Raw genomic sequence first — 22,053 nt, 5'->3', positions numbered from 1 at the left:
TTGAACTTGTGTTATAACCACTTACCGAACCGCTATGAGAAAACAAGTTCCTCTATATGTCTGCTGTAGTTGAAAGAATCCTCTGTGCAGCATGCGGTCCCTTTAAAATAGGGAGATCAGTGAGTCTTCTTTGCTTCTTCCTTTGTTTTCATTACCTTATGATTTGAATGTTTTGTTGTGGTTTTGTCTGATTGTTTCCCATTATGGTCTGCTGTTTTCCCCATATGGGAAGAGGTCATTTGAGTATTCGAAGATTGAGTCATAGGTGTGGCTGGAGCTGCTAAGACTGCGCCAGAAAATAATAGTGATAATACAGTTACAGATAAGCCTAAACGTGTCATAATAATTTTCCTATTTTTACTTTGTTTCACTTGCTGGAATATATCTTAAGCGACTGATAGGTTGCTCGATATTCCAGATTTATTCCTAATGCACAGCCGAGTATACGGTTATGATCATTAATCCTGCAAATTCTAGGTGTTACATTTTAATGATTGGTTGAATAATTGTTGAAATTTCCTGTTTTTTATATTGAGTTCTTTTGATTAATGAAAGTTTCTTCAATAGTTAAGTCGTCAGCAGTTGTTTTAAGGTATATAATCAATGAGCAGGGTTTATGAGATAAATATATTATGGATTTTTAGATGATGTGGAAGATTAGGATTGGTAAAGTTGGAATATAATAATTTTGTTATTTTCTAAAATTATTTATTCGAGGTTGAGTGTATTTTCCATAAGCTAAATTTGAAAGTGAGTTGTTATATAGAAAATTGTGTAAAATTATGTAAGCTGAAACATTGTTGCTAATGTAAGTCTCTTGTAATAATCAATTCTCAGAAATGAAAATTAGTGGGATTATTTTAAAACAAAACAATTTTATTTCAGTGTTAGTAGCATTTTGTAAATAATTTATACTTATTTAGTGGTAAATGGTAAAAAATGAACTATGATAAGACTGGTGTACTGAAATAATTAATGCAACATGTCAGTAGTCTATATACCCAATAGATTTCAAGATGGATCGCGAAGGCAAGGGAGCGAATCCCCGGGAGCATATACCCAATAGATTTCAAGTTGCAGTGCGGCGGCAAGGGAACGCATCCCCAGGAGCATAGATAACTATGTGACTGGGGTAAGTGAACGCAGCCAACAAAGCAGCAGCTTGAAAGATGAAGGGTATAGATAACGATGTGACCGGGGTGAGTGCAGCCAACAAAGAGGCAATTTGAAGGATGAAGGATGAAGGATGAAGGGTATAGTAACGCATTGAACGTATTTACGCTCTATTAGGGAAGAATCATTACCATCCATGATAAAAGGCAATGAATTGTCATGACAACCATTGCTGTCGTCAGGAAAATAATGTTAACCGAGTGGAGATGAATGTATGTATAAGCCCAAGGTAAATCGATGTTTATTAGCAAGCGCAATATTATTCTCTATTACTTCTGGCAATACTATTGCTTCTAATCCTAAAATCTCTGCATATTATTTGAGTGGACCTGCTGCGCAAATGGATACTCAAGAATATTATGCTAGCCTTGATAATTTTGAAAAATTAAGCAGTGATATTGCTAAGAATAAGAGTAACTTTAATACGTTGGTATTATCCTTTGTACAGCCCAGTTTTGTTAATTATGAGAAAAATAGTCTGAAATGTACCGGATTGTTTGGCTATACCTGTACTCCAGGTCAAATGATCAGTGCAAAAACTGTTAAAAATGCTGCATCAGATTTTGTCAAGTTAAAGGGGATTATTGCTGATTTAAAATCTCATGGAGTAAGTACCTATATTGCTGTAGGGGGATGGAATTTCAGTTGTTATCCGAAAATTTATGATATCACTGCCGATAAAAAGGACGCTTGTGGTAATGAACCGGGTGCGGTTTATGATATTTTCCCCAATCCACTGACTAGAATCCCTCGATTTGACAGTACTATTACCGGGAAAGCAGCAGACAAGGTATACAGAAATATTGTTAATTTGGCTGCTGATTTGGGTGTTGTTGGAATTGATGTTGACTATGAAGAATTCTGGCATGCTGATATTAATGCCAGAAGCTGGAAATTAACGCCTGACTCAATCAACGTTCCCCCGAATAATAGTGAGAATTTGACTACATCAGTTTTAATGAGGAAAGGGATTGGTAATTATGTGTATGATGAATCAATGAATATTGTTCCAGGTGCAGAAATAATTCCCCGCGCAATGCCTGAAACTGTGGATAAGTTTGCCGCTATTTTAAAGTCTTTTTACAATTCGATTAGTGCTGTTAAGCCATCGCTCAAATTAAGTACAGCTGGCCCCGCAACGGGAGGTATTCCGAATATGTCCGCTAATTGGGGAACGGTTGCGATATATTCTAATATTTATGGTGGTGCCTGGTGGGGAGGAAATCTCTATGGTTTGATTTATAATACTGCACTAACTTATCCGAACCTTATCAATCGATTCAGCTATATCGGTGTGATGACTTATGATTTGAGTGAGACAGATTGTGGCAAGGATTCTCATATTCCTTGTGATCTACCCGGTCAGGTGAAATATTACTATAGCCAATATATTAACTGGCTTAAATCAGGTAATGAAGTTGCGATTCCTCATGTTAAGCTTAAAGGCGCGCGTAATTATGCCTTAGCTTCAATTCAACCCCAAAAATTATTGGTTTTGCCACCTATCACGGTTGGATTTGAAGTAGGTAGGCCAGCAACCGGTAATTTACCGCTCAGTAAGACTGATCTCAATAACATATTAGACGGCACGATTAAATACGGTAAATCGGGCCTCATTATGTGGGATTTGTTTAAAAAGGAACGTTACGACGGCAGCGATTGGGAAGAGGATTGGGCAACACCTCACGATGTTTTGTCGACTGCCTGTAAGAAAATGGGGCTGAAAGGAGAACATTATAATTGTAATAGCCCTGTGCCTACTCCTGATCCTGTCCCGATTTTTATTAAGAAAAAGAATCAGGGTTGATGTTTTACTAATTTGTTCTGCGGTTATGCAGGTTTCTTTAAGAAACCTGCATATAAAAAGAGTGGTAAAAAGTTTAATAATGCCATTCGGGTAAGCTGGCTATCTTTTATTACCTACGGCGTATCAGCGGTCTGCTGGTAACCTGAGAGGGTTTATCCATTAACTGCCAATGTTCATTTTCCGAATAGACTCTTCCGCTTTTAGAAACAATGGAGCCAACGAGTAAATCAACATGATGAGGTTGTAGACCAAGTTGATTAAATGCTGCCACATCGACATTCATTGGCGCGGTAGGGAATTTTTTATAGTCTTTTTCTAAAGTGGCGTCTTCGGCAATCGCTTTAAATACCGCTGAAGGGATATCAAACGATTTTATGACAAAGGGGAATTTCTCCTTGGGATTTTCAGTTTTTTGTTCGTAGAACTGTAATGCTCGACGTGGGTTGCCAAAATTATAGAACGCAAGGTTACCGCTGGATTTCCCCTTATTTGCTGCAATATAATTTTTAGCAAATTGATACCATCCACCCCCTTTCTGTGCCTCAGCTGGCATGGTTTTACTGAGGTAGTCCTCCTTGTCGCCATGCTCGTTGCTCCTGTTAGGAATTGCAATTCTCACACCACCTGTACTGGTAATCGCGGTATAAAGAAACTTCTCTGATTGTTGTGCGACTTCCACTCGATAAACGGTAACATTTTCAGTTGTTATGCCATGTAGGTTAATCTCTTCAGCCGCCGCTACTTTAGGTTCTGCAAAAGGCAATTCGTTAAACAGGCCCAATGCTTCACGTTCTTTAGTCTGACCATGATAGGCTTCATACCATAAACTATTTGTGCCTGATATCTTTGGCGCAAGTTCATCACGTGTACCTAAACTATGTTCGCTGAAAGGTAATTGTTTAAATGCTTCTCGAGTGTGCCATTGTTCTGGTGTTAATCCATCTGGATCATGTAATGTCACCGGATTATTTCGTACCATCCGATAAAGGTTCACGCCGTCGGCTGTTCCTGCCGGATCTGCGCTTAACCATCGCCCTACCCATGGTTGGTAATACCGGTAACCATAGTAGTACAGTCCTGTTGCATCACGTTCCTTGCCGGAATAACGAATAAATTTATAGTTAGCTTCTGTTTGGTCCCTGGTCGCCCATAAAGCGGTACCGCCGAATGGATAGTATTCTTCCTGACTGGTAATTCCCCCCTTATCATCTAGCTCAAGTTGGCAGGAGCCCGTGAGATTATCGTAACTATAACGTACCTGATTGTTTGTGATATCGGTTGGTGGTTTTTCCCAATGTAATACTCGCACTTGTGCACGACCAGCTTCACCAATGGTAATAACCTGCAAGTCTTCCGTTATATTCTGGTCGTTTTGTGTTGTTCGTAGTTCTAATCCCGGCTGATAGATGACTCGCTGTTGCTGAATAGAATATTGAGTGGGCTGTTCGTTCACTTTTAATAAGCGTGTCCCGTCGTGGCCATAGCGATACCACTCCTTATTATGGTTGATGCTGTTTCTTTGTGCTGCGGGTGTCACTTGTTGCAATTGACCTCGAGTGTTCCAGTCCAGATGGTACCCGTGTGTCAATGTATTCTGGTTACCGCCGGCATCGAACAGTTCATCTACCTGCATCGGGTTGTCGGTTAGTTCACTCGGTACTGCGCGGTTGCTGCGATTTGAAACGGTTATCTTTTTGGTATAGCTGCCTTTGATGGCGGGTGAACTGTGCTGGATTTGTGTCAAATTACCGCCATGGTCATAAGTATAAGTACGAATGTATTTGGTGTAAGTACTGTTATCAACAGGCAAAACAGGGGAAGGAAGCTGGTGACTCTGTTGGACGATATTGGCCATTTCCCGTCCAGTGGCTTCGATTAACTGGTATAGAGAATCATAGGTATAAGTATTCTTCGGAACGATTTTCTGATTGCGCCAGAAGCGAGTAGCTTCTGTGCTATTACGAGTATTGATGACGTTACCCACCGGGTCATACTCATAGCGTAAATCCTGTAACAGTTTGGTGTCTAAGGTACGGCGCGTGGTGATACCAATCAGACGTTGGGTTTCTGGTTCATAAGTGTATTCGGTAATAACGCCGTTACCGTGTTCTTCTTGCAGTTTTTGCCCGGTGGCAGAATAGGTCAGGGATTTAATGATAATTTGTTCAGGCTGGCCTTGTACAGTTAGTTTGCTACCTTTCAGTTGCCCGGCAACGTTATAGGCCAGGTGTTGTATATTACCTTTAGCATCAGTCTGAGTGAGTAACGTGCCGGTAGCGTCAAAGGTGCTTTGTGTGGTGTAGGTCTGCTTGTCCAGTCTGCTTTGGTTGGTCGCTTCGTTATCATTCCAGTCGGCTTCTTGATCATCGACGAGCAATTGACGGGACTGTGATAAAACGGTTCCGGTCAATGATCGGCTTTCCAGTTGGGTCAGCCCTGCGGTGTCATAGTGATTAACACACTGGCCAGCAAGGTTACGGCTTTTTTCTTCCTGTGTATTTCTGGCCCAGATAAGGCGTTCAGTCACATGTGGGATTGTTTCCCATTCCTCTTGTTCGGAGATTGACAATAAACGACCCGGTAGGGAAGAGGATTCATATTGCCGGGTTTGTGTTATTCCGGTTGCGGTTTTTGTCAGTATCAGGCGATCTTCAATATCATTGAGGGTAACGGTTTGGCCTGCATCAACACTCTCTGTACGCAGGATATTACCGGTTAGATCATAGTGCCAGGTAAAATTAGGCTTCACTGAGCTATCGGTTTGCATGGCGGCATACAGGCGTGGATCAATGCTTTGTCTCAGGTGTCCGTGGGTATCATACTGATGACGGGTGATACGGATATCGGTATCACCGCTTGCTGAGGTGCGGTGAACGTTGATTTCACGAATAGTCAGGCCACGATTATCCTGAACGTTGATCGTGGGAGTATTGGCAAAGATTGCCGGATCAAAAAAGGATGTCATATTAATATTCCTTATTGTGTTGATAGTATTGTGTTAGTAGATGTCGCCCCACAATGTACTGCGAGGCAACGGGTAAAATTATGGGTTTCGTGATGCGGTGTCGTTTTCATCCTCACTGACGACAAACCAAGGGGTGTACTGTTTTTCCCTCAGATATTTCTTCGCAGTGATAACTTTGTATTCACGTCCCAATGGATCATAAATGTGGGTATCCGCAAACAGATCATCCCGAGCACTGTCATCACTAACGTAGCGCCAGTCATTTAGAAAATAGGGTTGATAAATGCGTACCGGCTGGCCTTTGTCATCATATTCCGTGCGACCGGATACGGCCCAACGAGTATCTGTTGGCGCGCTGACCAGCGATCCAGTTGTATCGACGACTAATCCACCATCTTCTTTACGTTGCCAGGCTTCTCCGGATTCGTGACGAACTGAACTCTGGAGTAACCGGCCAAAACCGTCACTGAAGCTGACGGTCTGCTGGTGTAGTTGCTGTGGATCGTTATCGTAACGGTCTGTAGTAATTGTTAGCGTATGTGGAGGTAAACGGGGAATATCCACTAATAAGGAGGCTATCTGGACAGTCAATTTTTGACGATCTATGGCCTGTTTCCAACCAAGCGCACGTACTTTCCCATCTTCGGTCACGACTTGAGTAGTTTGCAGTTGTTTCCATTGGATTTCGGCTTCTTCCTGTGATCCGGAAAGTTGGGTTAATGATAACGATGGCATCCAACTCTCAATCGCATGGACGATGCATTGGGCAACGGGGATCTGGCCCGTTAACACGAGCGCTTTATCAACCGAATCCGGTGGTGTAAAGGGGCTATCTGCTGGTGTGGAATAGCCTGTGGCTTGTCCGGCTTCAGTTCCCCAGAACCGGCTGGTGATAACACGTCCCAGAGCATCCAATGTCACAATATGTTGATTATCATTGATATCTGTCAATTGTATTGGTGTCAAAAAGCGATAATCGTAGCGGGCTTGTGTCGTTAATCCAGCGGCATCCTGAGTTTGCGTTATTGCACAATGATGGGTATCCCAACTCAATGTGGTTTTCCCAGTCAGTAACGAGTTGCGTTGAGCTTTGGGCCGCCAGAACTGTGTGGCATCTCCGTAATCGGTATATCCCAGTCGTGCAACCCAGACCGGACTTTCTGAATCGGTATTAAACAGTCGTGCCACTTGCTGATAACCCGCTTGTGTCAGTACCGTGTTTAGCGTTTGTTCCTCAATCACGCCGTCATAAGCCTGTAGTGAGGTATCGTCCATCATCGCGGTTTCTTTAAATGCAACCAGTGCCTGAAGCGTCGGTTTTTCCAGCGGTATTTCTGATTGACCGGCGGTATAGAATGTCTGTTGTTGGCCTAGATAAACCGCGGCTTTTTCATCAGCCAGTAAGCCATCTTTTTTCAGCAAGACTTCAAGAGAAATGCCTTCTGCCGGAATTTTAGACCGGTCATGGGTATAAACATCGCTGCGTTGAGCGTCAGGTAAGCCTAACCGCCAGTTTTCTCCATCAGTTAGGTGATACCAGCTATTTTTTTGCCGAACCAGACGCAATATCTGCTGTTGGTCATCATAGCTACTGTCGAACAGGGTATCCGGCAGAGTTGACGGGTAGGGGTTTTCAGCGGGTTTTTCCCGGCGGGGCCAGGAGATATCGACACTTTGTAATAGCTGACCAAAAATATCTTGTTGCAACCGGATAGTTTGAGTGAGCAGCGGATCACTGATAATACGCTCGTAGTGATAACTGCGGTTTTCAATGGCCGAGACCCAGGCTGACAGCTCAGTTTCTTTATCTACCGGAATAGACCGTACCTGATAGCGTGATTCATTAACGATATAAGGGATTGTTTCCTGCTCGGTTCCGTCCAGACCGTATACTTCATTGCGCAGCAACTGGCCTTTAATCGCTCTGGTTAGCCAGTGACGTTGTGTATCGTTGGGGGCGAAAATTTTATCCGTTTGGTTGGTACTGTCCCAGGTGGTATAGCGGGTTTTGAATTCGGTACAAGCCTGAGTATCTCCCTGCCAATATTCTGCGGACAGCTGATTGTCTACTGCATCAATTCCGGTGGCAAACCAGCTGACACTGAGTGATGGCGAAGCTTGTTCAGGTGCGGTGCTGTGGGAAAAAGTCGTGGTGTCTGTTTGTTTGATACAACCAAATCCCCTGAATTCTCGCTCTTTGCCATCCCAAACGCCGTGACTGTAACTCACTTCACTAGTAAGTTTATTACCACTGATTTCATCCTGAATTTCAGTGTGCCACAGTAGATGCATTGGGAATGGTAGGTAACAGATGGGTGGTTTGCCCGCTTTGGTGAGTTGTAATTTCTCATCCAGCCAGAACTGAGCGGAACTGCGGTAATGCAGGGTATGATGTGCTCCCCGGTTATTGTTCATCACATTTAATAACCAAGGCTTGGTCAATGACAGGTCACAACGCCAGTGATGAGGTGTCATATGAGGTACTGTCAGTATCAAACTGGCTACCCCTAGTCCCTGAATATCAGCAATTTGTAGCTGGCAGGTGTTGTCAAACTGAACGCCTTCAGGCAACGCTAATGTCAGTGGTGCGTCAAACTGATTACCACTTTGGTTGAGATAAATTAACAAAGAATTGGATTGTACATAGATAATGTCTGTCGTGCCGGAGCCGTCAATATCCGCGAGAAACAGCCGTTCGGGATTAAAATTGCTTTCGGGATAATTGAATCCTGGCAGGGGCAGTGGCTGACCGAAACGGCCATGTCCCAAATTGGGCCAGCAATTGACACTGTTAGCGCTGATTTCTACCAGATGTTGCTGACCGGAACCAAGCATATCACTGAATGCCACCAGTTTGCGGGCGTCGATGCCGGCGATGGGTAAGGTAATACCGGTGGATTGTGGCACATTTTGTCCCTTACGCCAGCCGTCACGTTGATTGGCATACAGACGCACACTTTTCGGTCCTATCAACACTAAATCGGATAAGCCTGCACCGATAAGATCGGCGAACTGGGCACTTGGATGGAAATATTCCACAGGCAAGGCACTGATTGGCGTAAAGTGTGTCCATTTTCCATCGGGTTGTTGGCTGTGATATCCCCGGATGCCGGAAGCGGTGACTACCCAGTCCAGTTGACCGTCCCCGTTGATATCCATCAGTGAGGCATTTTCCTGCAAACCAGGCAGGGTGGGCAGTGGCGCTATTTTGCTGTAGGTGACTGCATTACTGTCTTTGCCTTCCTGACGTTGTGGGGCTTTGTACCACCAGGCGCCGCGTTCTTGATACAACATTCCAGGCAACCCTTCTCCCCGTAGGTCAACGAGTTGATAACGTTGTTGAGGGTTGAAGTTATCCAGAGCATCAAAACGTTGCCAGACCGGTATCTTCTCATGATCAAATTGTTGCCAGGCAAACTCTAGTGGTGGCATTGCGGTTGGCTTGCCATCAGATTCATGGCTCAATTGACGGGCGGAAATTAATGTTGTGACACTGGCATTTTTGTCATAGTCCAGTATCAGACGCCCGACCAACTCTGGTGTGCTATTAGCATTGGCTTCTCCAGCCAGCCGCGCGATACGGTGAAACATCAGCACCTGCTGACACAGGCGGCGGGTACGAACTTCAAAACCGTATTCATAGCGGGAAAAAGTATCCGGGCGTACAGACCATTGTGCTGAACCGCTATCCCATGCGGGTACGGTATAAAGTGAGGTATCTCGCTCACCGTGGTCAAAGACCAGATGAAACAGCCATTCTTCCGGGGCTGGCGGTGTGTTATCCAGCACGAACAGGTTAGTCTGTGGTTTAACGTTTCCGTAGTTCACCTGTATCAGATAGCGTTGTGCTGTCGTATTCGGATGGCGTGTTTTTTCGTTATCGCCGCAATTGGCTTCATCTTCGGCCCGATACTGATAGCTGACATGTTCACCGGTTGGAGTCACGGTTTCTTCTAATAGCCATTGAGCGATTTGCTGACCATTTTGCGGATTAGTCAGGCAAGCCTGTGCTGTTTTTCCCAGAATGTGTAGTTGTCCGTCTGGTGATGATATCAACCAGAAAGGACGTTCTTCCTGATCAGAAGCGGGCTGCCAGTATTCTATTTTACTGAAATCCGGTATCTGGCGGGGTTGGTAGCGGGTCACCGTATAGGAAACAGGCAAGGTAATGCCTTGCAGAGTCTTAACCTCCTGACGGATATCCGGTTGTCCCTGATCATTCAGAGCGATATTCATCACCTCACCTTGGGGGGATAAAAATGTGTCGTCAGTACCATATTGCGGGATGCCATGTTGAGTACGGCGGCTGATGGTCATGACACCACATTGCCAGCCGATACCAAAAGGTCCATTGCCTGAGCTGCTGCTATAAATCAGAGATAATTCGGGGGCAACACCTCGTCCAGAGGAGAGCGGTAACGGTAGGGAGAGTGTTGCCGCTCCTTCTGGACCGGCGGTGTTAAGCGTTTCTCCCATTCCATTAATAGCGCCCCCACCTTTGGGTAGCGACAGCGTTGTAACTGATACTTTGGGTGAATCCTGCATAAAGCACTCCTTACAACAGACCCTGATAGGGACTTGTGATAGACAAAGAAAAGAAACTGACTCCTCTCGAACGATGTATTCAGATGCGCAATGATGTCACTCAGATTGACAACCTGTTTATGTTGCGATCCATCTTTTACCAGCATGGAAAATATTGAGCGCCAGTGTACCGATTGTTGCCTTTCGACCTTTAAAGGGAAAAAAACAGTTGCTGTTAAAGTCGGTAACAAACTATCGGTTGTCGTTCATACCTTTAATCACAGAAACGCTTGATTGGTCGTTAAATTTGGTCCGTTCAGACATATTCATATGTTTTATTGCTAATTCATTTAATGTGATATAGGGGCGGACAAAATGACCGAAACAAGAAATTTCATTTAAAATATTCATGGACAAAAAGGTTTATAAAAATAAAAATCCAATTACAATAATAGAATAATCAAAGACTTATCTTAGATGTTTTACTTCGCTATTTGATGATTATTCCTAATTGATGGAGGTATGACTTTATATTGAGGGAGCTTATTATGTTAAGTTCATTTTTTATTAATGAATGAATAAAAAATTAATCCAATGATATACCCAATAGATTTCAAGATGGATCGCGACGGCAAGGGAGCGAATCCCCGGGAGCATAGATAACGATGTGACCGGGGTGAGCGAGTGCAGCCAACAAAGAAGCAACTTGAAAGATAACGGGTATATTGGGTATATATCAGGGAGAGCAAGGATTATTCACCTTTGTCATTTTCCACAAGCCGGTCTGGCTTTTACGGGTCGTATTGCTGGACATAAATACTTGATACAACGAGCCGGTGTCTCCTGCATGGTTATAGGTATCAAGGAAACCTTTATTTCCCCATAGATTATATAGAGAGAGACTTTCGCCCTCTCTGATATTCCCATCTAATGGTGTAGTTTCACAATGAATAATCCATTCCAGGGTTGATTTTTTACGTATATCTGAGGTGTATACTTGATGTATTTCCTCTGATTGTTCATATTGATCCGCCACGTCATAGTACCGTAAGTAACCGCCATCACAGTAATATAGGTTGTAGAGTAAAATAATATCATTATTAATTATTTCACTACCAACAGGTTTTTCCATGGCTGATTCAATTCTCCATGTTCTTCCATGAATAGCTAAAGATGAATCTACTGTTACCACGCTATATTTCGTGCCGGGTTTATTACCATTGCCAAATACACTGAGATATCCACCGCTCCAATCCTTATAGCTATTTAATATTGTCACGGTATCTCCGTATTTAAGTACATTATCCATAGTTTCCTCAAAAATTGTGTTGTTTCTGACTAATAATTGATAACATAATGAAATTATTGCTTAATATTATTATTTCATCATTCCTGACGTCATTTCATGATTCGACTATCGGAATAAACAGGTTCTTTCTCCTTTTCTATAAGTTCTTATTGAATTGACTAATAAGATCTAATTTCTGTGTCACTGGATAGTCATATCAATGGGAGATAGGAAAAGAAAAGATTAAAAAATTAATTTTTATCGGATAATGGGGAGTGATTTACAAAAAGCGGCGTAATACCGCTTTGATTTATTGATGATTTTTTATTTTTTGTAGTGAAATTACCAGCATGTTTTAAGTTAATATTTCCAGTGGCCAACTTAATATCACTACGCAGTCATTATAATTTTCCCCATGTTCTCCATTTTCAGCGCCGATAGTGATTGTTCCCGGTTTTCCATCTAGCGTGTTATAGGCATAACGGAGTTTGCAGGGTTTGCCATCTTCTATAATTTCAATACAGATGTTGCCAGTACCTGATGTATAAGTTTTAGGGCCAATGACATTATCGGTTGCAGGGCCGGTTAATGTACCTACCAGAATGCCATCAGTATACACATTTACCGTGTGTTGACTGTTCGTATTAACGTAAGCTGTCAGGCCGAATCGAATACTTTTAGGTAATTGGAAACAGTATTTACCGTCAATAGTGCCGCACTCTCCACCACAATTGGAGGGTTTTGGTGTGGGAGTGAAACAAGGATCTTTGACTTGTGTCATTTTCCACAGGCCGGTATAGGGCTTACGAAAATTATTAGCCGAAGTATATACATGAAATAATGTGTCAGGGAGTTCAACCCAACCACTAGTGTCAAGAAAACCTTTAGTTCCCCACCTGTTATATAAGGTAATGCTTTCGTCTTCTTTGATTTTTCCATCGATAGATGGCATATCAGAATAAATAATCCATTCTAATGTTGCAGGGCGGATGTTTATATCTGATGTGTGTATTGGATATATTTCGCCTTCTGGAACCTGTTGACTTGATGACTCATAATACCCTAAGTAGCCGCCATTACATTGATAAAGATTGTGAAGTAAAATAACATCATTGTTAATGACTTCATTGCCTATCGGCTTTCCCGTTCCTGATTCAATTCTCCAGAATGATCCTGCGTGAGGAGTCGTTATTACCGCATATTTTCCATCTGAAATACCACTCGTTCCATATACGCTGAGATATCCACCATCCCAGTTTCTGTAGCTATTTAATATTTTTACTGTGTCGCCATATTTAAGGATGTTTGCCATGATTTTTCCAGAAGATTTATTATTTCTATCGATAAGTGTGACAATGAAATTACCTGGCATAAATTATGCCATTTTATGGTTCATCTCAGAGTCGATTATTTGATCAAGCGGAATGCTCAACTTTGATGTAATCCGGGGGTGGAGTGAACATAGTGATTAATTCCTGCTTTGAGTAATTATCAATATTAATGATTGTTGAAGAAAGACAGAGGACTTGTTTCTTGCTTCTGACAATGAATATATCATTAAAATTACCTTTACTTAATCTTCAATATACTTCTATCGTGATCTGTGAAAAATTCAGTCGTCGCACCTAAACCAACCGCTTGACGAGGTATTATCTCAGAGTGAATAAAATTACATCATAGTATTGTAATTTACATTATTTATTAAGTTAAATTAGTTAATGACTTAATGGAGATAAAAAAACAAAAATTTAATTTTATTGACATAAAGGACACAATTCTAATAAATTAATACCTTGATATATGATTGTTTTTTTATCACCAAACTGAATTTATTGCGTTAAGATAGAATTTCGTGCTCACATCAAAATTATTAAATTCCAAACTTTTAGGTTCAGGATATGGTGGTAGTGTCAACTCTGATTATAATACCTTTTTGAGGCTGGGATTCGTTTTGGTTTCCAGGAAATGACAAGGCAACAACATAGTGAAAACAGGGCTAAAACAACGCTTTCATATCCTAATGGGATTAGCAGCAATACTGATCATAATCCAATTGTTTAACACTTTAACCGGTGGTGCACTGAGTAATTTCGGTATCATTCCGCGAAACGCCCAGGGGTTAATTGGTATTCCACTATCTCCATTCTTGCATGGTAACTGGGGGCACTTGTTCAGTAATCTCCCCGTATTATTAGTATTGAGTGCCTTAATTATGGCACATTCCATTCGTTATTATGTACAGGCCAGCCTGTTTATTATCTTTGTGGCAGGAACATTAGTTTGGTTATTTGGGCGCACTGCTATTCATATTGGTGCCAGTGGTTGGGTTTTTGGTCTATGGGGATTACTGCTGGCTAATGCCTTTTTCCTGAGAAGAGCAAAAGATTTCTTCTTTGCGATTTTAGTATTTATCTACTACGGTGGGATCGTGTTTGGTCTGTTACCGTGGCAAGAGGATATTTCAACGGAAGGTCATATCTTTGGCGTAATATCTGGGGTGGTTTTTTCTTGGTTGTCAAAGAAATGGGCAATAACGAGCTATACCCAATAGATTTCAAGTTGCAGCGCGGTGGCAAGTGAAAGCAGCCCGTTTATAATAACGGGCTGGTAATAATGAATGGATATATACCCAATAGATTTCAAGATGGATCGCGACGGCAAGGGAGCAAATCCCCAGGAGCATAGAGAACTATGTGACCGGGGTGAGTGAACGCAGCCAACAAAGAAGCAACTTGAAAGATGACGGGTATAACCTCTGATTTCTTGATTGCGTGTGGTTATGTCCATTTCAACGCAGCATCATCTACAGGCTGCCCCAAAACCTGTTTATCCTTATTGTAATCATGTGGAACTTGCCAGGTTGCACTGCGTCCTTGACGAGGAAGAAAATCCGCTGCTCGTTTCACATAACCAGATTGCAAGGCACTAAAAATATTTTCGTCCTCCAGCATTTCACCCGGTTGCGCATAGGGTGTCACAACCGTTGCACCGCGGCGGTCCATCTCATTTAACAAACGGCAGATGTATTCTGCAGATAGATCAACTTTCAACGTCCAGGCATTATTGATATAACCAAAAACACAGGCAAAATTAGGGATATTCTGTATCAATGTTCCCTTATAGAGCATTCGATCATGGCCTTGCTGCTTTTGTCCATCAATAGAGAGTTCAATTCCACCAATAAAATGTAATTTCAGGCCAGTTGCTGTAACTATAATATCTGCGGGTAATTCCTTACCGGATTGTAACTGGATACCGTTTTCGGTGATGTGTTCAATATGGTCAGTAACGATAGACGCTTTACCTTCTTTCAGTACCTTAAATAGGTTACTGCTGGGAATAAAGCACAGTCGTTCATCCCATGGCATGTATTTTGGAGTAAGGTGCTTCATATCAAATTCTGGGCCGACACGCTTGCGAGCGGAAGCCAGTAAAAACGATTTTAATAAGTTAGGGAAATGTCGACTCGTCTTATAAAGTAAACGTTGCAGAAAGAGATTGCGATTTCTACTCAATGTGTAAATCCATTGCTGTGGAATAATACCTTTGCAGAATTCTGCTATCTTATCCCTTCCAGGTATTGAAAGGAAATAACTAGGGGAACGCTGTAACATCGTGATATGTGCAGTATCATTTGCCATGGCAGGAAGTAACGTCACTGCTGTTGCGCCGCTACCAATCACAACAACCCGCTTTCCTTTGTAATTTAATCCTTCAGGCCAGTGTTGAGGGTGAATTACTGGGCCTTTAAAATCTTCGATGCCAGGGAATTTCGGTAAATAAGGTTCATCATAGTTGTAATAACCTGTTGCAGCGACGAGAAAATGACAGGTAAATTGCCGGGTTTCCCCACTGATTTCGTCAATTGCGGTAACGGTCCACTGGCGAGTTGCATTTGACCAATCAGTATGAGTGATTTTTTGCCCAAACTGTATTTTCTTATCAACTTCATATTCTTTTGCCGTTGTACTGATATAACTTTTAATTGAAGGCCCATCGGCAAAAACACTGGTATCTGTCCAGGGGCGGAATTTATAGCCATAGCTCATCATATCTGTATCTGAGCGAATGCCGGGATAGCGAAATAAGTCCCAGGTACCGCCCATCGTATGGCGACGTTCCAGGATAATAAACTTCTTATCAGGACATTTCTTTGTTAAATGACACGCTATACCAATGCCTGCAACACCGGCGCCAATAATCAATACATCATAATGGTTATTCATTGTTATCTCTCCTGCAAGGTCATTTTTGATGAAATCAATTCATGTTATTTTTTATTTAGTAGGACAACAGCCACTTGAATTTATGAGGTAGGAATATCTTTACATCCTCTCTTACCTTAGTTTCACTTTATGGCTTAATTGGTGCTGGAATTTGACAGGTTTTTTCTGACTGGCTTTAAAGCTATTTATGGGGTCAAAAATCGTGCCATCTCACAGCGTAGCGAGTTTTGCCACACCGACATCTAACCCTACTATTAACGCTAAAGGGGGAATTGGTGCGGCTATCTTAATTTCAACCTGAAAAGAGATATAACCAGTGACCGGACGACTGGCTGAGCATGGCGTTTTTTATTTTCCCGTCGATGGGTTGTGATTGTTGGCATTTAACCCATGAAAGGCCGACGGGGAATTTCACGCAACAGCGCTCAAACTGGCAATATTTCTCAAAGTTGACGAACCCGATTGAATCGCGGTTATCGCTTTTCTTCTTAAATATCGGGACCCTGGTGGAGAGTATCTTGTCAAAATAACGCTTCCATGCGCCATGAAGATCTTTAAATTTTTGCTGAAGGTTGTTCGTGTAGGCTTTGAACAAAGAGGCTATGTCAGGTGATTTCTTCCAGTGGATCAGCTTCCGCTTTAACTCGAAGGATGACGGCAACTTTTGGCCTAAATCAAGCAGGGACCTTGTTTCTGCCAGCCTAAAATTCCAGACAAAACAGGTACAGCCACAAAGCTGGCGTAAACACAGCGTGTACTGTTCAGTTGGCTCTGGACGGAATTTGTCGGCTTTCAGAATGAGCATTATCCATTCAATGTGTAGTCTTTTTTATGATAAATATACCGAATTAAGTCATCATGGCAATGCCAAAATATCAGATAAATCGTTCTCGTCACACTGTCTTCTCACTGACTATTCACCTCGTTTTTAAACGAGGCTGCTTGATTCTAATAATGAATAATGAGCGACTGAAATTACCTGCAGTCTGGCAATCTCAGTTGCCTGGCTACGTCAGGTATTCATTACGATGATACACGGCGCTTTTTTTTCGTCGATGTGTGATATACATTGGCTTATCCTATCGATGAAATTTATCCCAACAGGAATTGGAACTTATAATGTCAAAGTTAATTGGAAATAATCGGATAGTTGTTATTGCGATGGTTATTGCATTAGTACAATTTATTAATGCGCTAGAGTACATGATGGTAACTCCGCTTTTTGTTTATATGTCTAATGATTTTCACATGCCAGTGACGATGGCGGGGGTTATTGCCGGTACTTATGTTTTCTCTTCCGTATTTTCTGGTCTGGCTTCTTATTTTTTTATTGATCGCTTTAATAAAAGAAAAGTACTCATTTTAAACACCTTGCTACTTGGCTTGATCACTTTCCTGACAATTTTCGCTTCTGAGCCGTATCAGCTTATTTTACTACGTATCATCGCCGGTCTATTTGGTGGCATGACATTAGGGGTAGGAATTGGGATTTTGCTTAATAATTCACCGGAAAGTATGCGGGGAAGGGTATTAGGGATTGCGTTTTCATCTTTCTCATTTGTTAGCATTGTGGGAATGCCGTTATGTTTATATTTGGCGACCCATTTCAACTGGAAAATTCCTTTCTTATTGATCGTTATTTTATGCATAGTGAGTTTGCCTCTGATTCTTTTTTTCATTCCTGGAACAGAGAAAGTACAAAATAATAATAGTAAAATAGTGCTGACTAAAAAAATATCTCTGGCTGGGTTAGCAAGTGGTGTGAGTAACTTTAGCCCTTTCATGCTCATCCCAATACTGGTGCCGTTGTTAACAAATGTGTTTTATATTCCAGACGATCATGTTTCACTCGTATTCTTTTTTGGTGGCATAGCTTCTTGGTTGGGAACTTATTTAACAGGAAAACTTTGTGACAGATATCCTCCGCAGAAAATTACCATAGCCGCAGCGGCGTTATTTATCATTAATATTTTCCTGGGATTGATGGGAAAAACCAATGGGTATATTTTCTTTGCAATTTTTATGTTTGCGACTTATGTGCAGGTTATGGCGGCAAACGTGCTTGCTTCTTATGCTTCAACACCTGAAAATCGTGCAGGTTTTGGTGCTCTTCAGATGGCATTATCCAACTTAGGTGCGGGTGTGGTGTTTTTCTTTTCTTCCATCTTGTTAAACGGTAAAGAGATTACTACTGAAAGCGTGCAGCCTATTTTCATATTGTCTATGCTTAGCGCCCTAATATTACCTGTTTACGTAAGAAAATTAGCGCAAGTGTTAAATAGAGATGCTAAGAGTTTAATGAATAATTCTCATAGTCGTAGTTAATAGATATGTGATCTAGCCTTAATGGTAAAATATGAGGTTTTAAGCTATATTTGAACTTAAGGCTAGTTATTGAAATGACATAATAGAGGTGATTAATAAAGAGATAAATTTTATTGAAAGTATAATGTCACTGGATGAAATTAATATTAAAATGTAGATTTGGATAATGTTGTATAAAAATGTGAAGAAGGATAAGGTTATTATAATATTCTATCATGATTACTATTGGATTAATTAATTGGTAGAGGTGAATAAAATGGGCGGAAAATTAATTAACATTAAAAACAAACCCACTGTTAATATTATAGCAGGGGTGACGAATATTAAATTCATTCATAATAAAACACCTTGTAAGGCTATAATTGAGCATGGATATATTGCCAGAAAACGATTTACTGTCGATAGGATGTCTGAATGGAGTGGTGATTTGTGGGCTCCATGGATAAGTGATAAATATGAACCAAATAAAGCCATTCATATTTATACTGGAAAAGAATTGAAACCTGAATTAGGCATTGATATATGGATATTTCAGGATTATTGGAATCCACCAAATGTAAATGCTGTTAAATATTCCATAAATAAAGAATTCAATTATGATGGTGCCTTAGAAATTCCCGGTAATAATAGAGGTGGAGGTAATAAAACCCTGATTTTAGAACTTAATGGTGATAATATTGATCTGAAAATGATATAGTATGAAATAAGTAGGCAGTGAATATATTTCGACTAAATACATTTGCTGAGATGAAAATATTTCTCAGCATGTTTTTCAATATCTTAATTTCCTTGCTTATGGCCTGAAATTATTGATGGTCAAGTAAACTTTTGTTTGAGAAGACGGTTAAGTCGTTAAGATTCTGATGCGTACCGAAATCCTTTATCTGGTTTACTATCTCACTAAGCTATAATTAATTATAAACAACAGTGCATAATGAGCGAATATTCGTTATTTATGAGTAGAAATGGTTTTTTTCATCTTTAGCACGGGTTGGTGCAGATCTTTATATTCGAATAATTCTGTAATTAATAATCAATATCATTTAAAGAATGTGATTAAATAAGAAGGTAGAATATCAATGATGACTCTCTGATGTTAATTACATATTATTACTTATATTGACTTATTTTTACAAATAAGAATGAAAATTTATATTTTATAATGAGTTACAAAATGTCATTAAGAATTATCTAAATTTTATTTATTTTTATTTAATTGGGTTTTATTTATCTTTTGTTGATGTTTGTCCAATTATCATGCTCTATAAGCTAAATTTTTATCTTTGGCGTATGTTTTCTACTGATGCTTTGTTTTAAAGCGGCGGAGAAACTATGGTTATTTCATATTGGTCGATTTTTTTAGTAGATTCGTTAATTAAGGTGTCACTCTTCGTCCCCTCATAATTTGCAGATCTGTTAACTGCCTATTCGGAAATACTTGATTCAGCGTGTTATTGCTGGAATTAGTCATGACATGACCTTGTATCTCTTTATTTACTTTTTATGGAGGAGCCATCAATGGCTGCGAGTTTTCAAAATGAAGTTCCTAAAGCGCGTATTAATATTAAATTGGATCTACATACTGGTGGAGCGCAGAAAAGAGTTGAGCTGCCGCTGAAATTATTGGTAATGGGTGATTATAGTAACGGACAGGAACAATGCCCACTCTCGGAAAGAGAAAAAGTTAATATCAACAAAAATAACTTTGACAGTGTACTCGCTGAATTTAGCCCTGTCGTTAATTTGACCGTTGAAAATACCCTTGTTGAAGACGGGAGTGAAATGAATATTGATCTCACTTTCCGGCAAATAAAAGACTTTGAGCCTGAGCAAGTTGCCCGGCAAATTCCGCAACTACGGGCGTTACTTTCTATGCGCAATTTATTGCGCGACCTGAAATCCAACCTGCTTGACAACGCCACGTTTCGCCGCGAACTGGAACATATTCTCCAGGATGACCAATTGAGTGATGAATTGCGGGCGGAACTGGCAGCGCTGGCGCCGCAAGAAGGTTGATTATCACCCTATTTTCTTTTTTATGAAATTTGATTCAGGAGGTGTTAATGACGGTACAAGAACAAGCCGCTTCGACTATGGCAGCGACGACTTACAGTGAAGGCAGTGTCTATCAAGCTTTATTTAAGAAAATTAATTTACAGCCGGTCGAACGGTTAAACGGTTTCGACCTTTTTCAGAACAATGATGCGTTGGCTGATGTGACGACGGATGAGCGAGTCACAGCGGCGGTTAGTGTTTTTCTCACGCTGTTGAAAGAATCGGCGCAAAAAGTTGAGCGATTGGATAAAACCTTGCTGGATTATCATATTGGTGTATTGGATAACCAAATCAGCCGTCAATTGGATGTAGTGATACATCAACCGGAATTCCAGCAAGTGGAATCAGCCTGGCGGGGATTGCAATTTCTGGTTGACCGGACGGATTTCCGTCAGAACGTCAGAATTGAAGTGCTGGATGTGTCTAAGGATGATTTACAACAAGATTTTGACGATGCGCCGGAAATTGCGCAAAGCGGTTTCTATCGCCATACCTACATTCAGGAATACGATACACCGGGGGGAGAGCCCATTGGATCGGTGATTGCCAACTATGAATTTGGGGCTGGATCCCAAGATATTGCTCTGTTGCGCAATATTGCTAAAGTGGCGGCAGCGGCGCATATGCCCTTTATCGCTTCTGCTGGCCCGGCCTTCTTCGGTAAGGAAACCATGGAAGAGGTTGCGTCCATTAAAGACATTGGTAGCTATTTTGACCGCGCTGAATATATCAAGTGGAAATCCTTCCGAGACAGCGACGATGCCCGTTATATCGGCCTGACATTGCCGCGCGTGTTAGGGCGTTTGCCGTATGGCCCGGACACCGTTCCGGTGCGAACGTTTAATTATATTGAGCAGGTTAAAGGCCCGGATCACAGTAAATACTTGTGGACCAATGCGGCTTTTGCGTTTGCCACCAACATGGTGAAAAGCTTTGTGAAAAATGGCTGGTGTGTGCAGATACGGGGGCCACAGGCGGGTGGGGCGGTGACTGATTTACCGATCCATTTCTACGATTTGGGAATTGGTAATCAGGCAAAAATTCCCTCAGAAGTGATGATCCCAGAAACCCGCGAGTTTGAATTTGCCAATTTGGGATTTATTCCACTCTCTTACTATAAAAACCGCGATTACGCCTGCTTCTTCTCGGCTAACTCGACGCAAAAACCGGCGATATACGACACGGGTGAAGCGACAGCTAACAGCCGCATCAACGCGCGTCTGCCGTATATCTTCCTGCTGTCTCGCATTGCCCATTATCTGAAATTGATCCAGCGGGAAAACATCGGCACCACCAAGGATCGGCGTCTGCTTGAAATTGAGCTGAACAACTGGATCAACACGCTGGTGACTGAAATGACCGATCCGTCTGATGATCTGCAGGCTTCGCATCCGCTGCGTGAAGCGCAAGTGATCGTTGAGGATATTGACGACAATCCGGGTTTCTTCCGGGTCAGGTTGTATGCGGTACCGCATTTCCAGGTAGAAGGGCTTGACGTCAATCTGTCGCTGGTCTCTCAGATGCCGAAGGCGAAAGGGTAAAAAATCGGGAAACATCAAAGTGGCGGTGATAGTGATCCCTGCGGGATTACGGTGCACTTCTTGCCTTGTGATCAGATTAAAGTCACGACCTCTTGTGACGCCTACGGTAGCCCAAACTACCCGATTAAAGAACCGTTGAAAATGAAGGA

The 22,053-nt window shown here is 41.6% G+C and carries 13 protein-coding genes and 1 pseudogene; 7 read left to right on the top strand and 7 right to left on the bottom strand.

The genetic code is table 11. From position 1 onward, the window contains the following. Nucleotides 1-116: 116 nt before the first annotated feature. Entirely contained in the window at nt 117-341 is a 225-nt protein-coding gene (locus tag BO26_RS13340) for a hypothetical protein (protein WP_036772105.1), read from the bottom strand. 1,046 nt (nt 342-1,387) lie between these two features. On the opposite strand from BO26_RS13340, the gene BO26_RS13335 reads away from it, so the two are divergent. Further along, entirely contained in the window at nt 1,388-2,980 is a 1,593-nt protein-coding gene (locus BO26_RS13335) for a hypothetical protein (protein ID WP_036772102.1), read from the top strand. Between the two features lie 109 nt (nt 2,981-3,089). Here the strand turns inward: BO26_RS13335 and BO26_RS13330 are convergent, their stop codons facing one another. The 4 genes from BO26_RS13330 to BO26_RS22185 all read right to left on the bottom strand — a co-directional run bounded on the left by BO26_RS13330 (nt 3,090) and on the right by BO26_RS22185 (nt 13,129). Continuing rightward, complete coding sequence (locus BO26_RS13330) at nt 3,090-5,945, bottom strand: RHS repeat protein (protein WP_036772101.1); 2,856 nt, start codon at nt 5,943-5,945, stop codon at nt 3,090-3,092. Between the two features lie 78 nt (nt 5,946-6,023). Continuing rightward, nucleotides 6,024-10,490, bottom strand: coding sequence for a SpvB/TcaC N-terminal domain-containing protein (locus tag BO26_RS13325; protein ID WP_036772099.1), 4,467 nt, complete (start codon nt 10,488-10,490; stop codon nt 6,024-6,026). 715 nt (nt 10,491-11,205) lie between these two features. Then, nucleotides 11,206-11,778 carry a hypothetical protein gene (locus tag BO26_RS13320; RefSeq protein WP_036772139.1) on the bottom strand — a complete coding sequence of 191 codons (573 nt, stop codon included), beginning with the start codon at nt 11,776-11,778 and terminating at the stop codon, nt 11,206-11,208. 334 nt (nt 11,779-12,112) lie between these two features. Further along, on the bottom strand, nt 12,113-13,129 hold the full coding sequence (locus BO26_RS22185; RefSeq protein WP_072023261.1) for a fucose-binding lectin II: 1,017 nt from the start codon (nt 13,127-13,129) through the stop codon (nt 12,113-12,115). A 612-nt stretch (nt 13,130-13,741) separates the two neighbouring features. On the opposite strand from BO26_RS22185, the gene BO26_RS13310 reads away from it, so the two are divergent. Continuing rightward, entirely contained in the window at nt 13,742-14,308 is a 567-nt protein-coding gene (locus BO26_RS13310; RefSeq protein ID WP_036772097.1) for a rhomboid family intramembrane serine protease, read from the top strand. A 226-nt stretch (nt 14,309-14,534) separates the two neighbouring features. Here the strand turns inward: BO26_RS13310 and BO26_RS13305 are convergent, their stop codons facing one another. Both BO26_RS13305 and BO26_RS13300 read right to left on the bottom strand, forming a co-directional pair. Then, nucleotides 14,535-15,983 carry a flavin-containing monooxygenase gene (locus BO26_RS13305; RefSeq protein WP_036772096.1) on the bottom strand — a complete coding sequence of 483 codons (1,449 nt, stop codon included), beginning with the start codon at nt 15,981-15,983 and terminating at the stop codon, nt 14,535-14,537. Nucleotides 15,984-16,275: 292 nt separating this feature from the next. Then, nucleotides 16,276-16,788 (bottom strand): helix-turn-helix domain-containing protein, encoded by a 513-nt coding sequence (locus BO26_RS13300; RefSeq protein WP_051690978.1) that lies wholly within the window; start codon nt 16,786-16,788, stop codon nt 16,276-16,278. Between the two features lie 314 nt (nt 16,789-17,102). Between BO26_RS13300 and BO26_RS13295 the strand changes: the two genes are divergently transcribed. The 5 genes and pseudogenes from BO26_RS13295 to BO26_RS23175 form a co-directional block, all read left to right on the top strand. Further along, nucleotides 17,103-18,308: an MFS transporter gene (locus tag BO26_RS13295; protein WP_036772094.1), complete on the top strand. Its 1,206-nt coding sequence runs from the start codon at nt 17,103-17,105 to the stop codon at nt 18,306-18,308. Nucleotides 18,309-18,564: 256 nt separating this feature from the next. Further along, the gene (locus tag BO26_RS13290) at nt 18,565-19,005 is read left to right on the top strand and encodes a hypothetical protein (protein ID WP_036772093.1); all 441 of its coding nucleotides are present in this window, start codon (nt 18,565-18,567) and stop codon (nt 19,003-19,005) included. 821 nt (nt 19,006-19,826) lie between these two features. Then, nucleotides 19,827-20,324, top strand: coding sequence for a type VI secretion system contractile sheath small subunit (tssB, locus tag BO26_RS13285; RefSeq protein ID WP_036772092.1), 498 nt, complete (start codon nt 19,827-19,829; stop codon nt 20,322-20,324). A gap of 41 nt (nt 20,325-20,365) precedes the next feature. Then, entirely contained in the window at nt 20,366-21,904 is a 1,539-nt protein-coding gene (gene tssC, locus BO26_RS13280) for a type VI secretion system contractile sheath large subunit (protein ID WP_036772090.1), read from the top strand. A 33-nt stretch (nt 21,905-21,937) separates the two neighbouring features. Then, nucleotides 21,938-22,053: pseudogene (locus BO26_RS23175) on the top strand (DUF3304 domain-containing protein); the annotation flags it as partial.

Source organism: Photorhabdus australis DSM 17609 (genome assembly GCF_000711895.1).
Classification (GTDB): domain Bacteria; phylum Pseudomonadota; class Gammaproteobacteria; order Enterobacterales; family Enterobacteriaceae; genus Photorhabdus; species Photorhabdus australis.
This window is presented reverse-complemented; position numbering and strand designations above follow the sequence as displayed.